Raw genomic sequence first — 17,364 nt, forward strand, 5'->3', positions numbered from 1 at the left:
GGGTTGGAACCGGCTTTTTTCGCCCCCGTTCGGCGCATGTGGCACCCCCAAGGGGTGAGGTTGGACTCACTCCTACAAAGCTACCTAAATACCGCGAATCTAGCGGGAACTCGCCCCTGTCGGAGCCTCCGACAGGGCGTCGATTTTCAGCGGGAAAGCCGAAAAACGCGATTATTCGGCCGCGAGAGCCTGCAATGAGCTCGGATTCGCCGCCGAGACCATGAAGTCGTGGATGCGCGGCACGATTTCCGATTTGAAGCGCGAGCCATTGAACACGCCGTAATGTCCGACGCCCTTCTGGACGTAATGAACGCGGCGGTGATCGGGAATCGAGCTGCACAATGTGTGCGTTGCTTCGGTCTGACCGATGCCGGAGATGTCGTCGTTCTCGCCTTCGACGGTCATCAACGCGACGCGCGTGACCTTGGAGGGATCGACGCGTGTTCCACGATGGGTCATCTCGCCCTTCGGCAGCGAATGCTTCACGAACACGGTGTCGACGGTCTGCAGGTAATACTCGGCGGAGAGATCCATCACCGCGAGATATTCGTCGTAGAAGTCACGATGCTTGTCGACGAGGTCGCCGTCGCCCTTTACCAGGTTGGCGAATAGCTGCTTGTGGGCATCCATATGCCGGTCGAGATTCATGCTGATGAAGCCGTTGAGCTGCAAGAAGCCCGGATAGACGTCGCGCATCATACCCGGATGCGGGAACGGCACCTTGGTGATGACGTGGTTGCGGAACCAGTCGATGCCGCGCTCCTGGGCCAGGTTGTTCACCGCAGTCGGATTGCGCCGGGTGTCGATCGGGCCGCCCATCAGCGTCATCGAGGTCGGCACAAAGGGATCGCGTAGCGCTTCCATAATCGAAACGGCAGCGACGACGGGAACCGAGGGCTGGCACACCGCCAGCACATGCGTGTTGCCGCCGAGGACATGCAGCATCTCGATGACGTAGTCGATGTAGTCGTCAAGATCGAAGCGGCCGTCGCTGAGCGGCACCATGCGGGCATCGGCCCAATCGGTGATGTAGACCTCATGCGCCGGCAGGAAAGCCTCGACGGTACCGCGGAGGAGCGTCGCGTAATGGCCGGACATCGGAGCGACGATCAGCACGCGTGGATGCGGACTGCGCAGTGGACGGGCGAACTTGCGATCGAAGTAGAGCAGGCGGCAGAACGGCTTTTCCCAGACCGAGCGGACCTCGACGGGAACGCGGATGCCGTTGACCTCGGTGTCGTTGAGGCCCCATTCCGGCTTGCCGTAGCGGCGGGTGGTGCGTTCGAACAATTCGCAGGCCGCGGCAACCGACTTGCCAACCTCGGTGCGTGCCCAGGGGTTCAGCGGATTCTGAAACAGGAGCTTGGTCGCGTCCGTGATCGCACGCGCCGGATTGAGAGAGGCTTGCCCCATCTCGTACATCCAGTACATCGGCGTCGTCAGGACAGGACTGCCTTCGGCCACCAGGGGCGGCGCCCCGCCAAACTCACCAATCGGCATCGCTATATTCCTCTTCGCATCGCAGCATACTGCCGAATGCGTAATATTGCGTCAATGCATGGTTCCGTACATCTACGTGGCCGAGGTGCCCAAACCGGGCAGAATCCACGAGAAAGTGACGTTATTCGCCGCCTGACAGCAGCGAGCCCTGCATCCTGGCGCTGCGCAAAAGGGCAAGGAATGCCCCAAAAGATGCAAGCAACAGCACCGCGTTGATGGCCAACGCGCTCAGCATCAGATCGGTCCTGAAGGTGTTTTCGATCAGCAGCGCGCGCATCCCTTCGAACACGTAGGTCGGCGGCAGCGTCCAGGCGATGTATTGCAACCAGACCGGCAGCACGCTGACGGGATAGTAGACGCAGGCGAGCGGCATGATGCCGAACATCAAGGTCCAGACGATGCTCTCGGCGCCGAGGCCGTTTCGCAGCACCAGTCCGGAGACGAAAATGCCGACCGACCAGCTCGTGAAGATCAGATTGCAGAAGAACGCGATCAGCGGCACGCCGAGCGCATAAACATTGAAGTGAAACAGGAATAACGCGAGCAGCGTCATGGGGATGACGCCGATCGCGAGCCGGATCAGGCTCATGATCATCAGGGACAGCAGAAATTCGATCGGCTTCAACGGGCTCATCATGAGATTGCCGAGGTTGCGCGCCCACATCTCTTCCAGGAACGAGATCGAAAAGCCGAGCTGCCCGCGAAACAGGATGTCCCAGAGAATGACGGCGCCGATCAGGGTGCCGCCGGCACGCGCGAAGAAGTTGGCATTCTGCGCGATGTAAAGCTGCAGAAAGCCCCAGGTGATGACCTGCAGCGCCGGCCAGTAGAGCAGCTCGAGCAGCCGCGGCCAGGACGACAGCAACAGGTACCAATAGCGCAGGATCATCGCGCCAATGCGGTGGACGGAGATGCCGCGGTGGAGGGAGAGTTCGGTCATTGCGGCACCGCGTAGCCCGAATGAGCGAAGCGATATCCGGGACCTTGCTGGCGGCGTTCCCGGGTATCGCTTCGCTCACCCGGGCTACGGTCGCAACATACGGCCTGGCTCATCGTGCCACCTCCTGCGCGCCGTTCACCCTTCCGCGCGCGACGTCCAGAAACACCTCTTCCAGCGTGGTGCGGTTGTAGCGGGCCATGATGGCTTCGGGCGTATCGTCGTCCTCGATACGGCCGCGCTTCATGATGATGACGCGATCGCAGAGCCGCTCGACCTCGAGCATGTTGTGCGACGCCAAGAGGATGGTGGCGTTGTTCGCCATGCGATAACGCTCCAGATGCCCCCGGACCCAGTCGGCGGTGTCGGGATCGAGCGAGGCGGTCGGCTCGTCCAGCAACAGCAGCTCGGGCTGGTTGATCAGCGCCTTGGCAAGCGCAACGCGCGTCTTTTGTCCTGCGGAGAGCTTGCCGTTGGCGCGGTCGATGAACTCGGTGAGATCGAGATCGTCGGCGAGCTCAGCGATGCGATCGGAGAGGTTCTTCACCGCATAGAGCTTGCCGAACACCGTGAGGTTCTGACGCACCGTGAGCCGCATCGGCATGTCGACATAGGGGCTCTCGAAGTTCATCCGACCCAGCACGGACGCGCTGTCCTCCGGCATCCGATGCCCGAGCACCTGCACGCGGCCGGAGGTCGGCAGCACGAGGCCCATGATCGTCGCGATGGTCGTGGTCTTGCCGGCGCCGTTGCCGCCCAGCAGCCCGGTGATGCTGCCGCGCGGAAGCGAAAAGGAGATGTCGTCGACGGCGCGGGTCTGCTTGTAGACCTTGACCAGGTGATCGACCGCGATTGCCGCGGAGAGGCTGCGATCCGCGACAGTCGGCCAGCTTGAAGCCTTGTCATTCTCCGTCATGCTGGGCGTTCTTCTGCTATTGCAGCGGAGAGCGCAAGGCTTGTAATCCGGCGGTTCCGTGAGCCGCGCGCTTGTGATCGAGAAGGCACCGCCCCATTGGCCGAAATGACCGAACTTGCCGCTTCCGACTTTCGCCCCGCGCAGCGGCATATCCGCCTGGATACGATCCTGCGACTGCGCTGGCTCGCGGTGCTCGGCCAGCTCGCCGCGATCTTCATCGTGGCGCAGGGGCTGGAATTCAATGTCGAGATCGTTCCCTGCGTCAGCATCATCGCCCTGTCGGCGGCGCTCAATCTGGCGCTCCAGACCGTGTCCAATCCGCTGCAGCGGCTGGAGCCGATGCAGGCGGCCGGACTGCTCGCGCTCAACATCGTGGAGCTGGCGGGTCTCCTGTTCTTCACCGGCGGACTCCAGAACCCGTTCTCGTTCCTGTTCCTCGCGCCCGTGCTGATCTCCGCGACGGCGCTGCCGGCCCGCTTCACCTTCGGCCTCGGCGTGCTGGCTGTCGCCTGCGCCTCGGTCCTGTTCTTCTTCCATCTGCCGCTGCCCTGGGATTCTGATGATCCGCTGGTGCTGCCGCCGATCTATCTCGTCGGCGTCTGGCTCTCGATCGCGCTCGCGATCGGCGTGACCAGCCTCTACTCGTTCCAGGTCACCGAGGAGGCGCGCAAGCTCGCCGACGCGCTGGCCGCGACCGAGCTGGTGCTGACGCGCGAGCAGCATCTGACCCAGCTCGACGGCCTGGCCGCAGCCGCAGCGCACGAGCTCGGCACGCCCCTCGCGACGATCTTCCTGATCTCGCGCGAGCTGGAGAAGACGGTGAAGGAGCCGAACTTTGCCGCCGACCTGAAGACCCTGCGCGAGCAGACGCAGCGTTGCCGCGACATATTGAGCAAGATCACCCAGCTCTCCTCCACCGGCGCGCCGTTCGACCGCATGAAGCTGTCGGAGCTGATCGAGGAGGTGGTGGCGCCGCACCGCGATTTCGGCGTCGATATCAAGGTGCGCATCGCCGTCGCCATCGTGGCCGAACCGGTCGGCTCGCGCAATCCGGCGATCCTCTACGGCGTCGGCAATATCGTCGAGAACGCGGTCGATTTCGCCCGCACCACCGTCGAGGTGAATGCGTGGTGGAACAAGGACACAATCGAGCTCGTGATCTCCGACGATGGTCCCGGCATTCCGCCTGACATCCTGAACCGGATCGGCGAGCCCTATTTGTCGCGGCGGCGCAGCAAGGACGAAGGCGGCGGCCTCGGGCTCGGCGTGTTCATCGCGCGCACCTTGCTGGAGCGCACCGGCGCCAAGGTCTCGTTTACCAACCGGACCTTTCCGGACCATGGCGCAGTGGTCCAGATCACGTGGCCGCGAGACCGTTTTGAGGCTATCGAGACCTTCGAAGAAACAATAGGATAGGCCGCGACCTTGCGTCGCACAACGGGGCCGATCGACCATTGGCGCCCTTGGCACCGCCCGATTGCGCCGCCATATGTAGACGCGCTGGAGAGAGGACCAAACCTTGAACGCCATCGCCGAACTGAACGAACAGACCGACCGCTCGCTGCTGATCGTGGAGGACGACAAGCCGTTTCTGGAGCGGCTGTCGCGCGCCATGGAAACGCGCGGCTTTGCGGTGACGTCATGCGACACCGTCTCGGACGGTCTGGCGCAGATCGGCAAGGCGGCGCCGGCATTCGCCGTGGTCGATCTGCGGCTCGGTGATGGCAACGGTCTCGACGTGGTCTCGGCGCTGAAGAAGAAGCGCCCCGACGCCCGCGCGATCGTGCTGACCGGCTATGGCAACATCGCCACCGCCGTCACCGCGGTGAAGATGGGCGCGGTCGATTATCTCTCGAAACCCGCGGACGCCGACGACGTCGTCGCGGCGCTGCTATCGACCGGCTCGGACAAGTCCGAGTTGCCGGCGAACCCGATGTCGGCCGACCGCGTGCGCTGGGAACACATCCAGCGCATTTACGAGATGTGCAACCGCAACGTCTCGGAGACGGCACGCAGGCTCAACATGCATCGGCGCACGTTGCAGCGGATTTTGGCCAAGCGCGCGCCGCGATAACGGTGCCGTAGGGTGGGCAAGGCGCAAAGCGCCGTGCCCACCATGTCTGCTTCAATCTTTGACCTGGATGGTGGGCACGCTCCGCTTTGCCCACCCTACGGCATCGCGCTCGCGGCGCCGCTATTCCCAAAACTCCGCATGCCCCTGCGGATCGACCAGCCGGTTGATCCGCAACGCCGCCGCCATGGCGAACCGCACCGTCATCTGCTTGCGCGTGGCCGCAGCGAGCTTGTGCTCGGGCGCCTCGCATTGCAGGTGCGCACCATAGGCATCCGCGATGATCAAGCCGGTATCTTGCGGAAAGATCTCGCAAGGCAGGTCCTGCGTGAAGGCGAAGAACAGCCGGTCGCAATGCGCCCGGTATTCGTGCCATTTCTGATCGGCGCGCAAATCCTCCACCGACGATTTGATCTCGACGATCCAGACCTCGCCGCGTTCGTTCAGCGCGACGAGATCGGCGCGTCGCCCCGAGGGCAGCGGCAATTCGCTGATGCAGGTGAAGCCGAGCGAGCGCAGCAACCGCGCCGTCCCGCGCGCGATCGCCAGCGCCGTCTCGGATTGTCGGCGGTCCGGCGGCGGTACGAGGGCAATGCGGGCGGTGTTGTCCATCGGGGGAGGATAGCCGATTCCTCCGTCGTCGTCCTGGCCTAGTGCGCAATTGCGCACGGGAGCCAGGACCATGACCCCAAGGGATCGTTGGTGCACGAGGGGATCACCACCAGTCCTCGTCAAATTTCGGCCTGTGGTATTCGGTCCTGGATCTGCGCTTCGCTTGTCCAGCACGACGGCGGGGTACGGAACCGCTCTCGCTCTTAACACTTATCACGCAGCCGCCGCACCTCGGCGGAACCACCGAGGCTGCGCGCGCATGATCGACGATCTCTGGTACAAGAACGCCATCATCTATTGCCTGTCCGTCGGCACCTATATGGACGCCAACGGCGATGGCATCGGCGATTTCAAGGGCCTGTTGCGCCGGCTCGATTATCTGCACGGCCTCGGCATCACCACGATCTGGCTGATGCCGTTCCAGACCTCGCCCGGCCGCGACGACGGCTACGATGTCGCGGATTATTACAGCGTCGATGCCCGCTACGGCACGCTCGGCGATTTCGTCGAGTTCACTCATGGCTGCAAGCAACGCGGCATTCGCGTCATCATCGATCTCGTCGTCAACCACACCTCCGACCAGCATCCCTGGTTCAAGGCGGCGCGGAGCGACAGGAATTCGCCCTACCGCGATTGGTATGTCTGGTCCGACAAGAAGCCGGCCAACGCCAATCAGGGCATGGTCTTTCCCGGCGTTCAGAAATCGACATGGACGCGCGACAAGGAAGCCGGCGCCTGGTACTTCCACCGCTTCTACGATTTCCAGCCCGACCTCAACACCTCGAACCCGCGCGTGCAGGCCGAGATTTTGAAGATCATGGGCTTCTGGATCCAACTCGGCGTCTCGGGCTTTCGGATGGATGCCGTGCCTTTCGTCATCGCGACCAAAGGCGCCAAAGTGAAAAAGCCGGCCGAACAATACGACATGCTGCGGACGTTCCGTGAATTCCTGCAATGGCGGCAGGGCGATGCCATCATCCTCGCCGAGGCCAACGTGCTGCCGAAGACGGACATGGAATATTTCGGCCGTGATGCCGACCGCATGCATATGATGTTCAATTTCCAGGTCAACCAGCATCTGTTCTATGCGCTGGCCTCGTCCGATTCCCGCCCGCTGGGGAAAGCGCTGAAGGCGACCAAGCCGCGGCCCGCCTCGGCGCAATGGGGCCTGTTCCTGCGCAATCATGACGAGCTCGATCTCGGGCGATTGACCAAGGCGCAGCGCGACACCGTGTTCAAAAGCTTCGGTCCTGACAAGGACATGCAGCTCTACGACCGCGGCATTCGCCGTCGCCTGGCACCGATGCTCGGTGGCGACCGCCGGCGGCTCGAGCTCGCCTACAGCCTGATGTGCACGCTGCCGGGAACGCCCGTGATCCGCTACGGCGACGAGATCGCGATGGGCGATGATCTTTCGCTCCCCGAGCGCAATTGCGCGCGCACGCCGATGCAATGGTCGACGGAGCCGCATGGCGGCTTCACCACCAGCGACAAGCCGGCCTTGCCCGTCATCGACGAAGGACCGTACGGCTATCCGCACGTCAACGTCGCCAAGCAGCGGCGCGATCCCAACTCGATGCTGAACTGGACCGAGCGCATCGTCCGCATGCGCAAGGAGGTGCCGGAGATCGGCTGGGGCGATTTTTCGATCATCGCGACGCGCGATCCCGCCGTGTTCATCATGCGCTATGACTGGCGCAACAATTCCGTGCTGTTCGTGCACAATCTCGACGAGAAGCCGCGCGAGATCGCGTTCTCGGCGGGGCTGCCAGGCGAGGCCGGCGCGCACCTGATCAATCTGCTCGCGGAGGACCACAGCCACGCCGACAAGCGCGGCCAGCACCGCGTCGTGCTGGAGCCCTATGGCTATCGCTGGTACCGCGTCGGCGGATTGGACTATCTGTTGAAGCGGAGCGATATCGACGGGACGGTGCGAGGGAACAAGCATCCGGGGTAGTCAGTGCGACCACGCACTCCGTTGTCGTCCTGGCGAAAGCCAGGACCCATTACCCCAATAGGTGATTGTTGTACGAAGCTATCACCACGAATCTTCGTCAAACCACTCCCTGGGGCAATGGGTCCTGGATCTGCGCTTCGCCTTGTCCAGGACGACGGTCAGGGTGGCGTGATGATCACGCCCTCGTTGCCGCGCAGATCCAGCACGCCTTCGATCCGCTCTCGCTCGCGATCCAGGAATGTCGACAGCAGAATCTCGCTGCCGAACCTGATCGCGCTGGTGGTGACCGCGATCGGCTCAGGGCCGAGATTGAGCACCACGGTCACCGCCCTGCCCTCGGCCTCGCGGCGATAGATCAGGAGATCGCCTTGCGCGGCAAGCGGATGATAGTCGCCCGCGACCAGCGGCGGACAGCCCTGCCGCAACGCGATCAGACGCTTATAGAGCGTCAGGATCGAACGTGAATCGGCCTCGAGATCGACGACGTTGTTGCGGATGTGATCCTCCGGCAGCGGCAGCCATGGCCTGACGTCCGAGAAGCCGGCGAAGTTGGAAGAATCCCACTGCATCGGTGTGCGGCAGCCGTCGCGGCCGACACCGATGCCGGGCACGTTCTTCTCGAAGGGGTCGCGCACGTCCTCGGGCGCGATCGCGAGCTGATGCATGCCGATCTCGTCGCCATAGTAGAGCGTCGGCGTGCCACGCAGCGTCAGCAGCAGCATGGCGGCGACGCGGGCCTGCTCCGGCCCGACGCGGCTTGCGACGCGTGGACGGTCATGATTGCCGAGCACCCAGTTCGGCCAGGCGCCCTTCGGCAGCGCCTTCTCGTAATCCTCGACGATTTTCTCGATCGAGCGCGCGCTCCAGAAGGTCGAGAGCAGCGCGAAGTTGAACGGCATCTGCGCGCCGGTGAGATCGTTGCCGTAATAGGCCATGAGGCGATGCAGCGGCAGATAGATCTCGCCGATCAGGACGCGGGCATCATAGGCATCCGTGACGCGGCGCATCTCGGCGATGACGTCGTGCACCTCCGGCTGGTCGGTGGAATATTGCGTCATTATCTTTTCGTTCGGCGGCCGGCCCTCGGCATAATGCGGATTGGGCGGGTTGTCGCGGAACTCGGCGTCCTTAATCAGATGCCAGATCACGTCGACGCGAAAGCCGTCGACGCCTTTCTCCAGCCAGAACCGCATCACGTCATAGATTGCCGCGCGGACATCGGGATTGCGCCAGTTGAGATCCGGCTGCTGGGCGAGGAAGGCGTGATAGTAGTATTGGCCGGTGGTCTCGTCGAACTGCCACGCGCTACCGCCGAACTCGGACAGCCAATTATTCGGCACGCCGCCACCCTCGTCCGGGTCGCGCCAGATGTACCAGTCGCGTTTGGGATTGTCGCGCGAGGAACGGCTCTCGACGAACCAGGGATGCTGGTCCGAGGTGTGGTTCGGCACGAGGTCGAGGATCAGCTTAAGGCCGTTGTCGTGCGCGGCGGCGAGAAGCGCATCGAGATCCGCCATCGTGCCGAACAGCGGCTCGATGCCCGTGTAGTCGGAGATGTCGTAGCCGAAATCGGCCATCGGCGAGGGGAAGATCGGCGACAGCCAGATCGCGTCGACGCCGAGCGATTTCACATAAGGTAGCCGCTGCAAAATGCCGGCGAGATCGCCGACACCGTCGCCGTTTGAATCCTGAAAGGAGCGCGGATAGACCTGATAGAAGATGCCGTCGCGCCACCAATCGCTGCCGCCCTGAGCCATGCGGGAAATCCATCCAAAACTGCTTGTTGCGCGGGAGAACGCGGAAGGAGCGCTCCGGTTCAAACCAGCAGGCGAATTGGGACGGCCGTGTGACGATGTCTGCGGTTGTTCCCAGGCCCCGGGGAGAAATCTTTTGCTTGGCGGCATGGCAAAAATCGGCATTGTGGCGCCATGACCGAGCAAAACGAGACACAAGCTGAGGCCAGCGCGAAGGCAGGCGCGATCATCGTCCCCGTGACGCTGTTCGAGCAGAATTGCACCATCATCTGGGACGAGCCTTCCAAGAAGGCCGTGGTGATCGATCCCGGCGGCGACGTGCCGAAGATCCTGGACGCCATCAAGCAGACCGGCGTCACCGTGGAGAAGATCTGGCTCACCCACGGCCATATCGACCATGTCGGCGGCGCGGCCGAACTGCGCGACGAGCTGAAGGTGCCGATCGAGGGCCCGCACGTCGCGGACAAATTCCTGCTCGACAACGTGGTCGAGAGCGGCGCGCGCTTCGGCATGACGGGGGTGCGCAATTTCGAGCCGGACCGCTGGCTCGACGAAGGCGACAGCGTGGCCATCGGCGATCTCCAGTTCGAGATCTATCATTGCCCCGGCCACTCGCCCGGCAGCGTGGTGTTCTTCAACAAGGACTTGCGCTTCGCCCATGTCGGCGACGTCCTGTTCGCGGGCTCGGTCGGTCGCACCGATCTGCCCGGCGGCAGTCACGCGACGCTGATCGACTCGATCAAGACCAAGCTGCTGCCGCTCGGCGACGATGTCGGCTTCATCTGCGGCCATGGCGCCGGCTCGAGCATCGGCCAGGAGCGGATGACAAATCCGTTCATCACCGGCGAGATGTGAGCGCCTATTCCGCGGCGTCTGCGAACGCCGCGGGCTGGCTCAGGTTGCGGTCACCCCATTCGCGGATCGCAGCGACGACGGGCACAAAACTCCTGCCTTATCGGCGCGACGGCCTGAGTTACTTCATCAATCCCGCGGCCGTGAGCGCGCGCGTAATGATCTGGCCGAGATCGAAGCCGCGGGCCTCCTCGCGCTTCGGCTCGGCCGGCTCTTCGGCGATCGCGGCGCGGATCGAGCGCGCCAGATGCGGCGCGGGCGAGCGGGCCGGCGTCGGCTTTGCCTCCGCCTTCTTCGCAGCGTCGGGAATCCAGCCGGTGAGGCCGAAGAATTTGGCGATGTGATAAGACGAGGAGATGCCGGCCTCGATCAGGAACGCGCCTTCCACGCCATAGCGCTGGTCGTTGTCGGCAAGGCCGAGCGGCGTGCCGTGGGCCATGTCGGTGATGGCGTAGGACTCGACGAGCGTCTCGCCGTCCTTGTTCCACCAGGCCTGGCGCGGATAGCCGTCGATGTCAGTTTCCGCCATCGGCGCCTCGGGCAGATCGTGCAGGTCGAGCCATTGCTTGACGATCTCGTTGGCATTGCCGGGATTGACGGTGCGATCGGCGCTGCCGTGCCACACCGAGATCCTCGGCCAGGGCCCGCGATGATTCGAGGCCCGCCGCACCAGATCGCCAAGTTCACGCGCCGGCCGCTCCGGGGAATGAAACATGCCGTCGAGCGCCTCGCGCAGATTGGTCGCGATGCCGTAGGGAAGTCCCGCGATCACCGCACCGGCCGCGAAGACTTCAGGGTAGGTCGCGAGCATCACCGACGTCATGCCGCCGCCGGCCGACAGGCCCGTGATGAAGATGCGCTTGGGATCGACGCGATGCGTTTCCGTCATATGCGCGATCATCTCGCGAATCGAACAGGCCTCGCCACTGTCCCGCGCCGTGTCTTCCGGATGGAACCAGTTAAAGCAGGTGTTGCTGTTGTTGATGCGCTGCTGCTCGGGCATCAACAGCGCGAAGCCGTAGTGCTCGGCGAGCGTCGACCATCCGGCACCGAGGTCGTAGCTTGCCGCCGTCTGGCCGCAGCCGTGCAGCACGACGACGAGCGCGCGCGGCTTCTGCAGTTGCGGCGGCACGAACGCGAACAGGCGCAGATTGCCGGGATTGTCGCCGAAGCCCGTGACCTCTTGCAACGGACTGGACGCATCGGCGCTCCGGCCAAACTCGGCGAAGCGCAATCCGTCCAGCTTTGGCAGACGTCTCAAGAGATCGACATTTCTGGTTAACGACACGGCAGCTCCTAGCAGGCGACGTTCAACGTCCACCCAAACCAAATAGTTGCTGCAGCGCAAAATAAAAAGACCGTGTGCTGTCGATGAGGTGCTAAATCTCAGGAAAGCCTGCAGAAATCAGCACGCATTAACCGCAATGCCTCAACTTCATGCAGATACCCGGCGCATCCACGCCAGGAATGCGGCGCAGATCATGATTAATGTTGCGAACAGTGCGAGCGAGACGAGAAATCCTGCGCGCGCTGATTGCACCGCTTCGACGGCGAAAAACATGGCGCCGATTGCGGCCACTCCGGCCGCATTTCCGACTTGCGCCGTGGTGCCGTACATGCCGGAGGCAGAACCGGCGGCCACAGGCTTCACCGTCGAGAGCACCGCGCCGGAGAGCGGCGCCATCACCAGCCCCTGACCGTAGCCGAACACGATCATGGTGAGCGCGAGCAGGAGCGCGGACGGCGCGTCGACAGAGAACGCGACCAGCGCAAGGGCCGCGAGGCCCGCGATCTGAAGCGCGCAGCCTTCGATCAAGACCCTGGTGCCGCGATGGCGCGCCCGTGCGCCACTATGGCGCGAGGCCACGACGAAAGCGAGCGCGAGCGGAATGAAGGCCATGCCGGCCGCGAGCGGCGGGATTTCAGCCCTCGCTGCATGAACAGCGTCATGACCAGATAGAACGAGAGATTGGCGGAGAAGAAAAAGAACGCCGCGCCAAGGCCGCGCAGGAAAGCGGCGTCCGCCAGCAGCGAGAGATCAATCAGCGGCATGCCGCCGGCGCGTGTCACCGCATGCTCCAGCTTCGGGAACCCCAGGAGGATCGCGGCGCCGACCGCCATCACCAGCCACAGCCACGGTGCCCAGCCGACATCGTGACCCAGCAGCAGCGGACCGATCATGCACAGCAATCCGGCGAACAGGACGATGCTGCCCGTGATGTCAAGCCGTGTGCCGGCGCGATGCGGTGCCGAGGGCATGATGCGCCAGGCCGCCACCGCGATCACGAGACCGCACGGCACATTGACGAAGAACACCGAGCGCCAGCCGGTGCCGGCGAGATCGATCGTGACCAGGAGACCACCGAGCAGAAAGCCCGCGGCACCCGCGAGTCCCAGCACGATGCCGTAGATGGCGAAGGCGCGGTTGCGCTGTTCGTCGGTGAACAGGAGATGCAGCGTCGCCAGCACCTGCGGCACCATCAGCGCGGCGGAGGCACCCTGCGTCAATCGCGCGACGATCAACTCCGAACCGGATCGCGCCAGTCCGCACCACAGCGACGTCAGGGTGAAGCCGAGCAGACCTGCCAGGAACACGTTCCTGGTGCCGTGAATGTCGCCAAGCCGGCCGCCGGTGACGACCAGCGTGGCATAGGCGATCAGGTAGATCGCGATGACGGATTCGATCTGAGCCGGCGACGCCTTCAACTCGACCGCGATGGTGGGAATGGCGACGTTGACCACGAAGGCATCGACGCCGAACATGAACTGGGCGGCCACGACGATCGCCAGCACCCACCAGCGACGCGACGTGTCGACCTGCTTTGTGACGGTTTGATGCATCGGCGCGTGATCCTCGGATGTCCTTGCCGATCATCTCAGACCGCATGCGGCGCCGCGATTACCTCGAAGGTAGGATCCTCGCGCGTTCCGCCTCTCTCAGCGTGCCGGGAGAGGAAGACGACATACGCATGGCTGCATTCCGCCGCGCGGGACATCGCACGATTGCGTTCGCTGTCTCCAGCACGTAGCTTCGCGCCACAAACAAAAAAATGTAAGCCGGAGAGAACGCCATGGCGCGCCTGAAGTTCGGAGCCTTCCTTGCCCCGCATCATCCGATCGGGGAGCATCCGATGCTCCAGTTCCGGCGCGATCTCGACCTGGTCGAGCAGTTGGATAGCCTCGGTTATGACGAGTTTTGGTGCGGCGAGCATCATTCCTCCGGCTGGGAGATGATCGCCTCCCCCGAGATGTTCCTGGCGGCCGCCGGCGAGCGCACCAAGCGGATCAGGCTCGGCACCGGCGTGGTGTCGCTGCCCTACCATCATCCCTACAACGTCGCGCAGCGCATGGTGCAGCTCGACCACATGACCGGCGGCCGCGCCATCTTCGGCTCGGGTCCCGGCGCGCTCGCCTCCGACGCGCATACGCTCGGCATCGATCCGATGACGCAGCGCGACCGCCAGGACGAAGCGATCGGCGTGATCCGCCGCCTCTTCAGCGGCGAGCGCGTCACGGCGAAGAGCGACTGGTTCACCATGAACGACGCCGCGCTGCAGCTCCTGCCGTTGCAGGAGGAAATGCCCTTCGTCGTGGCCTCGCAGATCTCGCCCTCCGGCATGACGCTCGCCGGAAAATACGGAATCGGCATCATTTCGCTGGGTTCGATGACGACTCAGGGGCTGATGTCGCTGCAGCAGCAATGGCAGTTCGCCGAGGACGCGGCGAAAAAGCACGGCACCAAAGTCGATCGCGCGAACTGGCGCGTGCTGCTGACCTGGCACATCGCCGAGACCCGCGAGCAGGCGCGCCGCGAGGCCGGCCCCGGCCTAATGCGCTGGCACAATGAATATAATGTCGGCACGCTGCAACGGCCCGGGCTCACCGCGTTCGCCTCACCCGACGAGGCCGTGGACAAGACCGCTTTCGTCGACGGCGCGGCCTCCGTCATCGGCACGCCCGACGACCTCGTCAAGATGATCAAGAACGTGATGCAGGTCTCCGGCGGAATCGGCGCCGTCATCGGCTTCGTGCACGACTGGGCCAATCCGGAGAACACGCGCCGGAGCTGGGACATGGTCGCGCGCTACGTGGTGCCCGAGATCAACGGCTACATCGACGGCTTGCGCAAGTCGCAAAAATTTGTGATCGAGAACCGCGCGATCTTCGAGCGCGCGGGACAGGCCGTGATGGCCAAGATCATGGAAAACGAAAAGGCCGCCGAGGCGCTGAAGGTGACCGGCGCCGGCCGCGTTGCGATTCCGGCCGTCAATGCGCCGGATTTGCAGAAGGAAGCGGCGAAGCGGTAAGCGCGGAGTCATCGCAGCTGGATTGTGTTATGTTGGCCGGGTCTAGCCAACCGGAGCAATCGTCATGTCGATGCAGAATGTGGCCGCCCCTGCGCACGGCTTCACTCCGCCCAAGCGCAACGAGCTGACCCACATCCCCGGCGACGAAGGCTGGCCGATCATCGGCAAGACCTTCCAGGTGCTCGCGGACCCCAAAGGGCATATCGAGGCGAACGGCGCCAAATACGGCCTCGTCTATCGCACGCATTTCTTCGGCGAGACCAATATCGTGCTGCTCGGCCCCGAGGCCAACGAGCTCGTGCTGTTCGACCAGCAAAAGCTGTTCTCCTCGACCCATGGCTGGAACAAGGTGCTCGGCCTGTTGTTTCCGCGGGGATTGATGCTGTTGGATTTCGAGGAGCACCGGCTGCACCGCAAGGCGCTGTCGGTCGCATTCAAGTCCGGCCCGATGAAGTCGTATCTGAGCGATCTCGACCGCGGCATCGCCGCCCGCGTCGCGCAGTGGAAGGCCAAGCCCGGCGAGATGCAGCTTTATCCGGCGATGAAGCAGCTCACGCTCGATCTCGCCGCCGCGTCCTTTATCGGCGCCGATATCGGGCCGGAGGTCGACGAGATCAACCGGGCCTTCGTCGACATGGTCGCCGCTGCCGTCGCCCCGATCCGCCGACCGCTGCCCGGCACGCAGATGGCGGCCGGCGTCAGGGGACGCAAGCGCATCGTGGCTTATTTCCGCGAGCAGATTCCGCTGCGACGCGGCAATCTCGGCGGTGATGATCTGTTCTCGCAGCTCTGCCGCGCAACCCACGAGGACGGCGCGCTGCTCTCGGAACAGGACATCATCGACCACATGAGCTTCCTGATGATGGCGGCGCACGACACGCTGACCTCGTCGCTGACGTCGTTCATTGGCGAACTCGCGGCAAATCCCGGCTGGCAGGACAAGCTTCGCGCGGAAGTCATGGCGCTGGGGCTCGCCCCTGACGCGCCAAGCAGCTTCGACGATCTCGAAAAGATGCCGCTGTCGGAGATGGCGTTCAAGGAAGCGCTGCGGATCAAGCCGCCGGTGCCCTCGATGCCGCGCCGAGCCGTGCGCGATTTCAGCTTCAAGGGTTTTTCGATTCCGGCCGGCACTGCGATCGGCGTCAATCCGCTCTACACCCACCACATGAAGGACATCTGGCCGGAGCCGGATCGCTTCGATCCGCTGCGCTTCACCGAAGAGGCCCAGCGCAACCGCCACCGCTTCGCCTGGGTGCCGTTCGGCGGCGGCGCGCATATGTGCCTCGGCCTGCACTTCGCCTACATGCAGGCCAAATGCTTCGCGCGGCACTTCCTGCAGAACATCGAGGTGTCGCTGGAGCCCGGCTACAAGCCCGACTGGCAGATGTGGCCGATCCCGAAGCCGCGCGACGGATTGCGGGTGCGGGTGAAGGCGGTTTGAGCATCGCAGTCGTCATTGCGAGCGAAGCGAAGCAATCCAGACTGCGTCCGCGGAAGCGGCCTGGACTGCTTCGTCGCTTCGCTCCTCGCAATGACGAAACTATCCGCCCCCCTGATCGAACGCCTTGCGCAGGGCCACGTAGCCCTGCTGCTGCTGGCTCCAGTTGCGGCCGCCGGTCATCGCGCCGTCGATGACGAGGTCATGGCCGTTGATGAAGCTGGATTCGTCGCTGGCCAGGAACACCGCAGCATGGGCGATGTCATCGGGAAGGCCGGCGCGCGGGATCGGCTGCGCGGTCTTGTAGACCTCGCGCATCACCGCCGGCGTCTTCTCCGCCGCGTCGGTCGAAAGCCCGAGCGCCTTGCCGAAAATGCCGGTCGCGATGGCGCCGGGCGAGATCGAGTTGACGCGGACGTTGGATTCGCCGAGCTCCATCGCCACGCATTTGGTGAGATGGATCACCGCCGCTTTGGCTGCACCATAGACCATCGATGACGAGAAGCCGGCAAGACGGCCGGCGATGCTGCCATTGTTGATGATGCTGCCAGATCCCTGCTTCTTCATGTGCGGCGCGGCGTGCTTCATGCCGAGCATGACGCTGCGCAGCAGGGTCGCCATCGCCGCGTCAAAGCGCTCGACCTCGAGGCCTTCGATGCCGCCGGTCTGCGCCGGACCGCCGGCATTGTTGAACAGGCAGTCGATGCGGCCGAATTTGTCCACCGCGAGCGCGATCACCGCCTGCATCTGCGCTTCGACCGTCACATCCGTCTGGCGGAAGACGCAATTCGCCCCGAGCTGCTTCGCCAGCGCCTCGCCTTCCGGTATGCGCCGGCCCGCGATCACAATTTTGGCACCTTCGGCAACGAAGACTTCTGCAGTCCGCAACCCGATCCCGCTCGTCGCGCCCGTGATCACCGCGACCTTGCCATCCAGCCTGCCCATGGAATGTCCCTGTTTTCGAACCCCTTGACGCCAAATGGCGGACACCGATCGACGACGGCGCCGCGACGGTCGGCG

At 63.9% G+C, this 17,364-nt stretch carries 13 protein-coding genes and 1 pseudogene; 6 read left to right on the plus strand and 8 right to left on the minus strand.

Annotated elements, in window-relative coordinates; translation table 11 throughout:
• Positions 1–171 precede the first annotated feature (171 nt).
• The 3 genes from phaZ to IVB36_RS30455 form a co-directional block, all read right to left on the minus strand.
• Positions 172–1,500 (minus strand): polyhydroxyalkanoate depolymerase, encoded by a 1,329-nt coding sequence (gene phaZ / locus IVB36_RS30445; protein ID WP_018455880.1) that lies wholly within the window; start codon positions 1,498–1,500, stop codon positions 172–174.
• Positions 1,501–1,621: 121 nt separating this feature from the next.
• Positions 1,622–2,440, minus strand: a complete 819-nt coding sequence (locus tag IVB36_RS30450) for an ABC transporter permease (protein ID WP_018455879.1) — start codon at positions 2,438–2,440, stop codon at positions 1,622–1,624.
• A gap of 109 nt (positions 2,441–2,549) precedes the next feature.
• Complete coding sequence (locus IVB36_RS30455) at positions 2,550–3,353, minus strand: ABC transporter ATP-binding protein (protein ID WP_085349757.1); 804 nt, start codon at positions 3,351–3,353, stop codon at positions 2,550–2,552.
• A 105-nt stretch (positions 3,354–3,458) separates the two neighbouring features.
• Between IVB36_RS30455 and IVB36_RS30460 the strand changes: the two genes are divergently transcribed.
• Entirely contained in the window at positions 3,459–4,769 is a 1,311-nt protein-coding gene (locus tag IVB36_RS30460; protein ID WP_018455877.1) for an ActS/PrrB/RegB family redox-sensitive histidine kinase, read from the plus strand.
• 103 nt (positions 4,770–4,872) lie between these two features.
• Complete coding sequence (locus tag IVB36_RS30465; RefSeq protein ID WP_007598178.1) at positions 4,873–5,427, plus strand: ActR/PrrA/RegA family redox response regulator transcription factor; 555 nt, start codon at positions 4,873–4,875, stop codon at positions 5,425–5,427.
• 120 nt (positions 5,428–5,547) lie between these two features.
• On the opposite strand, the gene IVB36_RS30470 is transcribed toward IVB36_RS30465, so the two are convergent.
• Positions 5,548–6,036, minus strand: coding sequence for an MmcB family DNA repair protein (locus IVB36_RS30470; protein ID WP_018455876.1), 489 nt, complete (start codon positions 6,034–6,036; stop codon positions 5,548–5,550).
• A gap of 259 nt (positions 6,037–6,295) precedes the next feature.
• Between IVB36_RS30470 and IVB36_RS30475 the strand changes: the two genes are divergently transcribed.
• Positions 6,296–7,993 carry an alpha-amylase family protein gene (locus IVB36_RS30475; RefSeq protein WP_018455875.1) on the plus strand — a complete coding sequence of 566 codons (1,698 nt, stop codon included), beginning with the start codon at positions 6,296–6,298 and terminating at the stop codon, positions 7,991–7,993.
• A gap of 158 nt (positions 7,994–8,151) precedes the next feature.
• Here the strand turns inward: IVB36_RS30475 and IVB36_RS30480 are convergent, their stop codons facing one another.
• Positions 8,152–9,750: an alpha-amylase family glycosyl hydrolase gene (locus IVB36_RS30480; protein ID WP_018455874.1), complete on the minus strand. Its 1,599-nt coding sequence runs from the start codon at positions 9,748–9,750 to the stop codon at positions 8,152–8,154.
• A 171-nt stretch (positions 9,751–9,921) separates the two neighbouring features.
• Here IVB36_RS30480 and IVB36_RS30485 point away from each other — a divergent pair, with 171 nt between their 5' ends.
• Positions 9,922–10,602, plus strand: coding sequence for an MBL fold metallo-hydrolase (locus tag IVB36_RS30485; RefSeq protein WP_018455873.1), 681 nt, complete (start codon positions 9,922–9,924; stop codon positions 10,600–10,602).
• A gap of 118 nt (positions 10,603–10,720) precedes the next feature.
• On the opposite strand, the gene IVB36_RS30490 is transcribed toward IVB36_RS30485, so the two are convergent.
• Positions 10,721–11,887, minus strand: a complete 1,167-nt coding sequence (locus IVB36_RS30490; RefSeq protein ID WP_026233043.1) for a PHB depolymerase family esterase — start codon at positions 11,885–11,887, stop codon at positions 10,721–10,723.
• Between the two features lie 147 nt (positions 11,888–12,034).
• Positions 12,035–13,440 (minus strand): annotated as a pseudogene (locus IVB36_RS30495) (MFS transporter).
• Positions 13,441–13,670: 230 nt separating this feature from the next.
• On the opposite strand from IVB36_RS30495, the gene IVB36_RS30500 reads away from it, so the two are divergent.
• Both IVB36_RS30500 and IVB36_RS30505 read left to right on the plus strand, forming a co-directional pair.
• Complete coding sequence (locus IVB36_RS30500) at positions 13,671–14,906, plus strand: LLM class flavin-dependent oxidoreductase (protein WP_018455870.1); 1,236 nt, start codon at positions 13,671–13,673, stop codon at positions 14,904–14,906.
• 64 nt (positions 14,907–14,970) lie between these two features.
• The gene (locus IVB36_RS30505) at positions 14,971–16,347 is read left to right on the plus strand and encodes a cytochrome P450 (protein WP_018455869.1); all 1,377 of its coding nucleotides are present in this window, start codon (positions 14,971–14,973) and stop codon (positions 16,345–16,347) included.
• Between the two features lie 99 nt (positions 16,348–16,446).
• Here the strand turns inward: IVB36_RS30505 and IVB36_RS30510 are convergent, their stop codons facing one another.
• Positions 16,447–17,289, minus strand: coding sequence for a glucose 1-dehydrogenase (locus IVB36_RS30510; protein ID WP_018455868.1), 843 nt, complete (start codon positions 17,287–17,289; stop codon positions 16,447–16,449).
• Between the last annotated feature and the right edge of the window lie 75 nt (positions 17,290–17,364).

Origin of the sequence: Bradyrhizobium sp. 35 (assembly GCF_023073215.1) — a bacterium.
Taxonomy (GTDB): Bacteria; Pseudomonadota; Alphaproteobacteria; order Rhizobiales; family Xanthobacteraceae; genus Bradyrhizobium; species Bradyrhizobium canariense_D.

What these genes read in the sequence shown, in the direction of transcription:
- IVB36_RS30470 (WP_018455876.1), bottom strand. Translation starts at nt 6,036, where the DNA reads ATGGACAACACCGCCCGCATTGCCCTCGTACCGCCGCCGGACCGCCGA.
- IVB36_RS30450 (WP_018455879.1), bottom strand. Translation starts at nt 2,440, where the DNA reads ATGACCGAACTCTCCCTCCACCGCGGCATCTCCGTCCACCGCATTGGC.
- IVB36_RS30480 (WP_018455874.1), bottom strand. Translation starts at nt 9,750, where the DNA reads ATGGCTCAGGGCGGCAGCGATTGGTGGCGCGACGGCATCTTCTATCAG.
- IVB36_RS30500 (WP_018455870.1), top strand. Translation starts at nt 13,671, where the DNA reads ATGGCGCGCCTGAAGTTCGGAGCCTTCCTTGCCCCGCATCATCCGATC.
- phaZ (WP_018455880.1), bottom strand. Translation starts at nt 1,500, where the DNA reads ATGCCGATTGGTGAGTTTGGCGGGGCGCCGCCCCTGGTGGCCGAAGGC.
- IVB36_RS30505 (WP_018455869.1), top strand. Translation starts at nt 14,971, where the DNA reads ATGTCGATGCAGAATGTGGCCGCCCCTGCGCACGGCTTCACTCCGCCC.
- IVB36_RS30460 (WP_018455877.1), top strand. Translation starts at nt 3,459, where the DNA reads ATGACCGAACTTGCCGCTTCCGACTTTCGCCCCGCGCAGCGGCATATC.
- IVB36_RS30510 (WP_018455868.1), bottom strand. Translation starts at nt 17,289, where the DNA reads ATGGGCAGGCTGGATGGCAAGGTCGCGGTGATCACGGGCGCGACGAGC.
- IVB36_RS30455 (WP_085349757.1), bottom strand. Translation starts at nt 3,353, where the DNA reads ATGACGGAGAATGACAAGGCTTCAAGCTGGCCGACTGTCGCGGATCGC.
- IVB36_RS30475 (WP_018455875.1), top strand. Translation starts at nt 6,296, where the DNA reads ATGATCGACGATCTCTGGTACAAGAACGCCATCATCTATTGCCTGTCC.
- IVB36_RS30485 (WP_018455873.1), top strand. Translation starts at nt 9,922, where the DNA reads ATGACCGAGCAAAACGAGACACAAGCTGAGGCCAGCGCGAAGGCAGGC.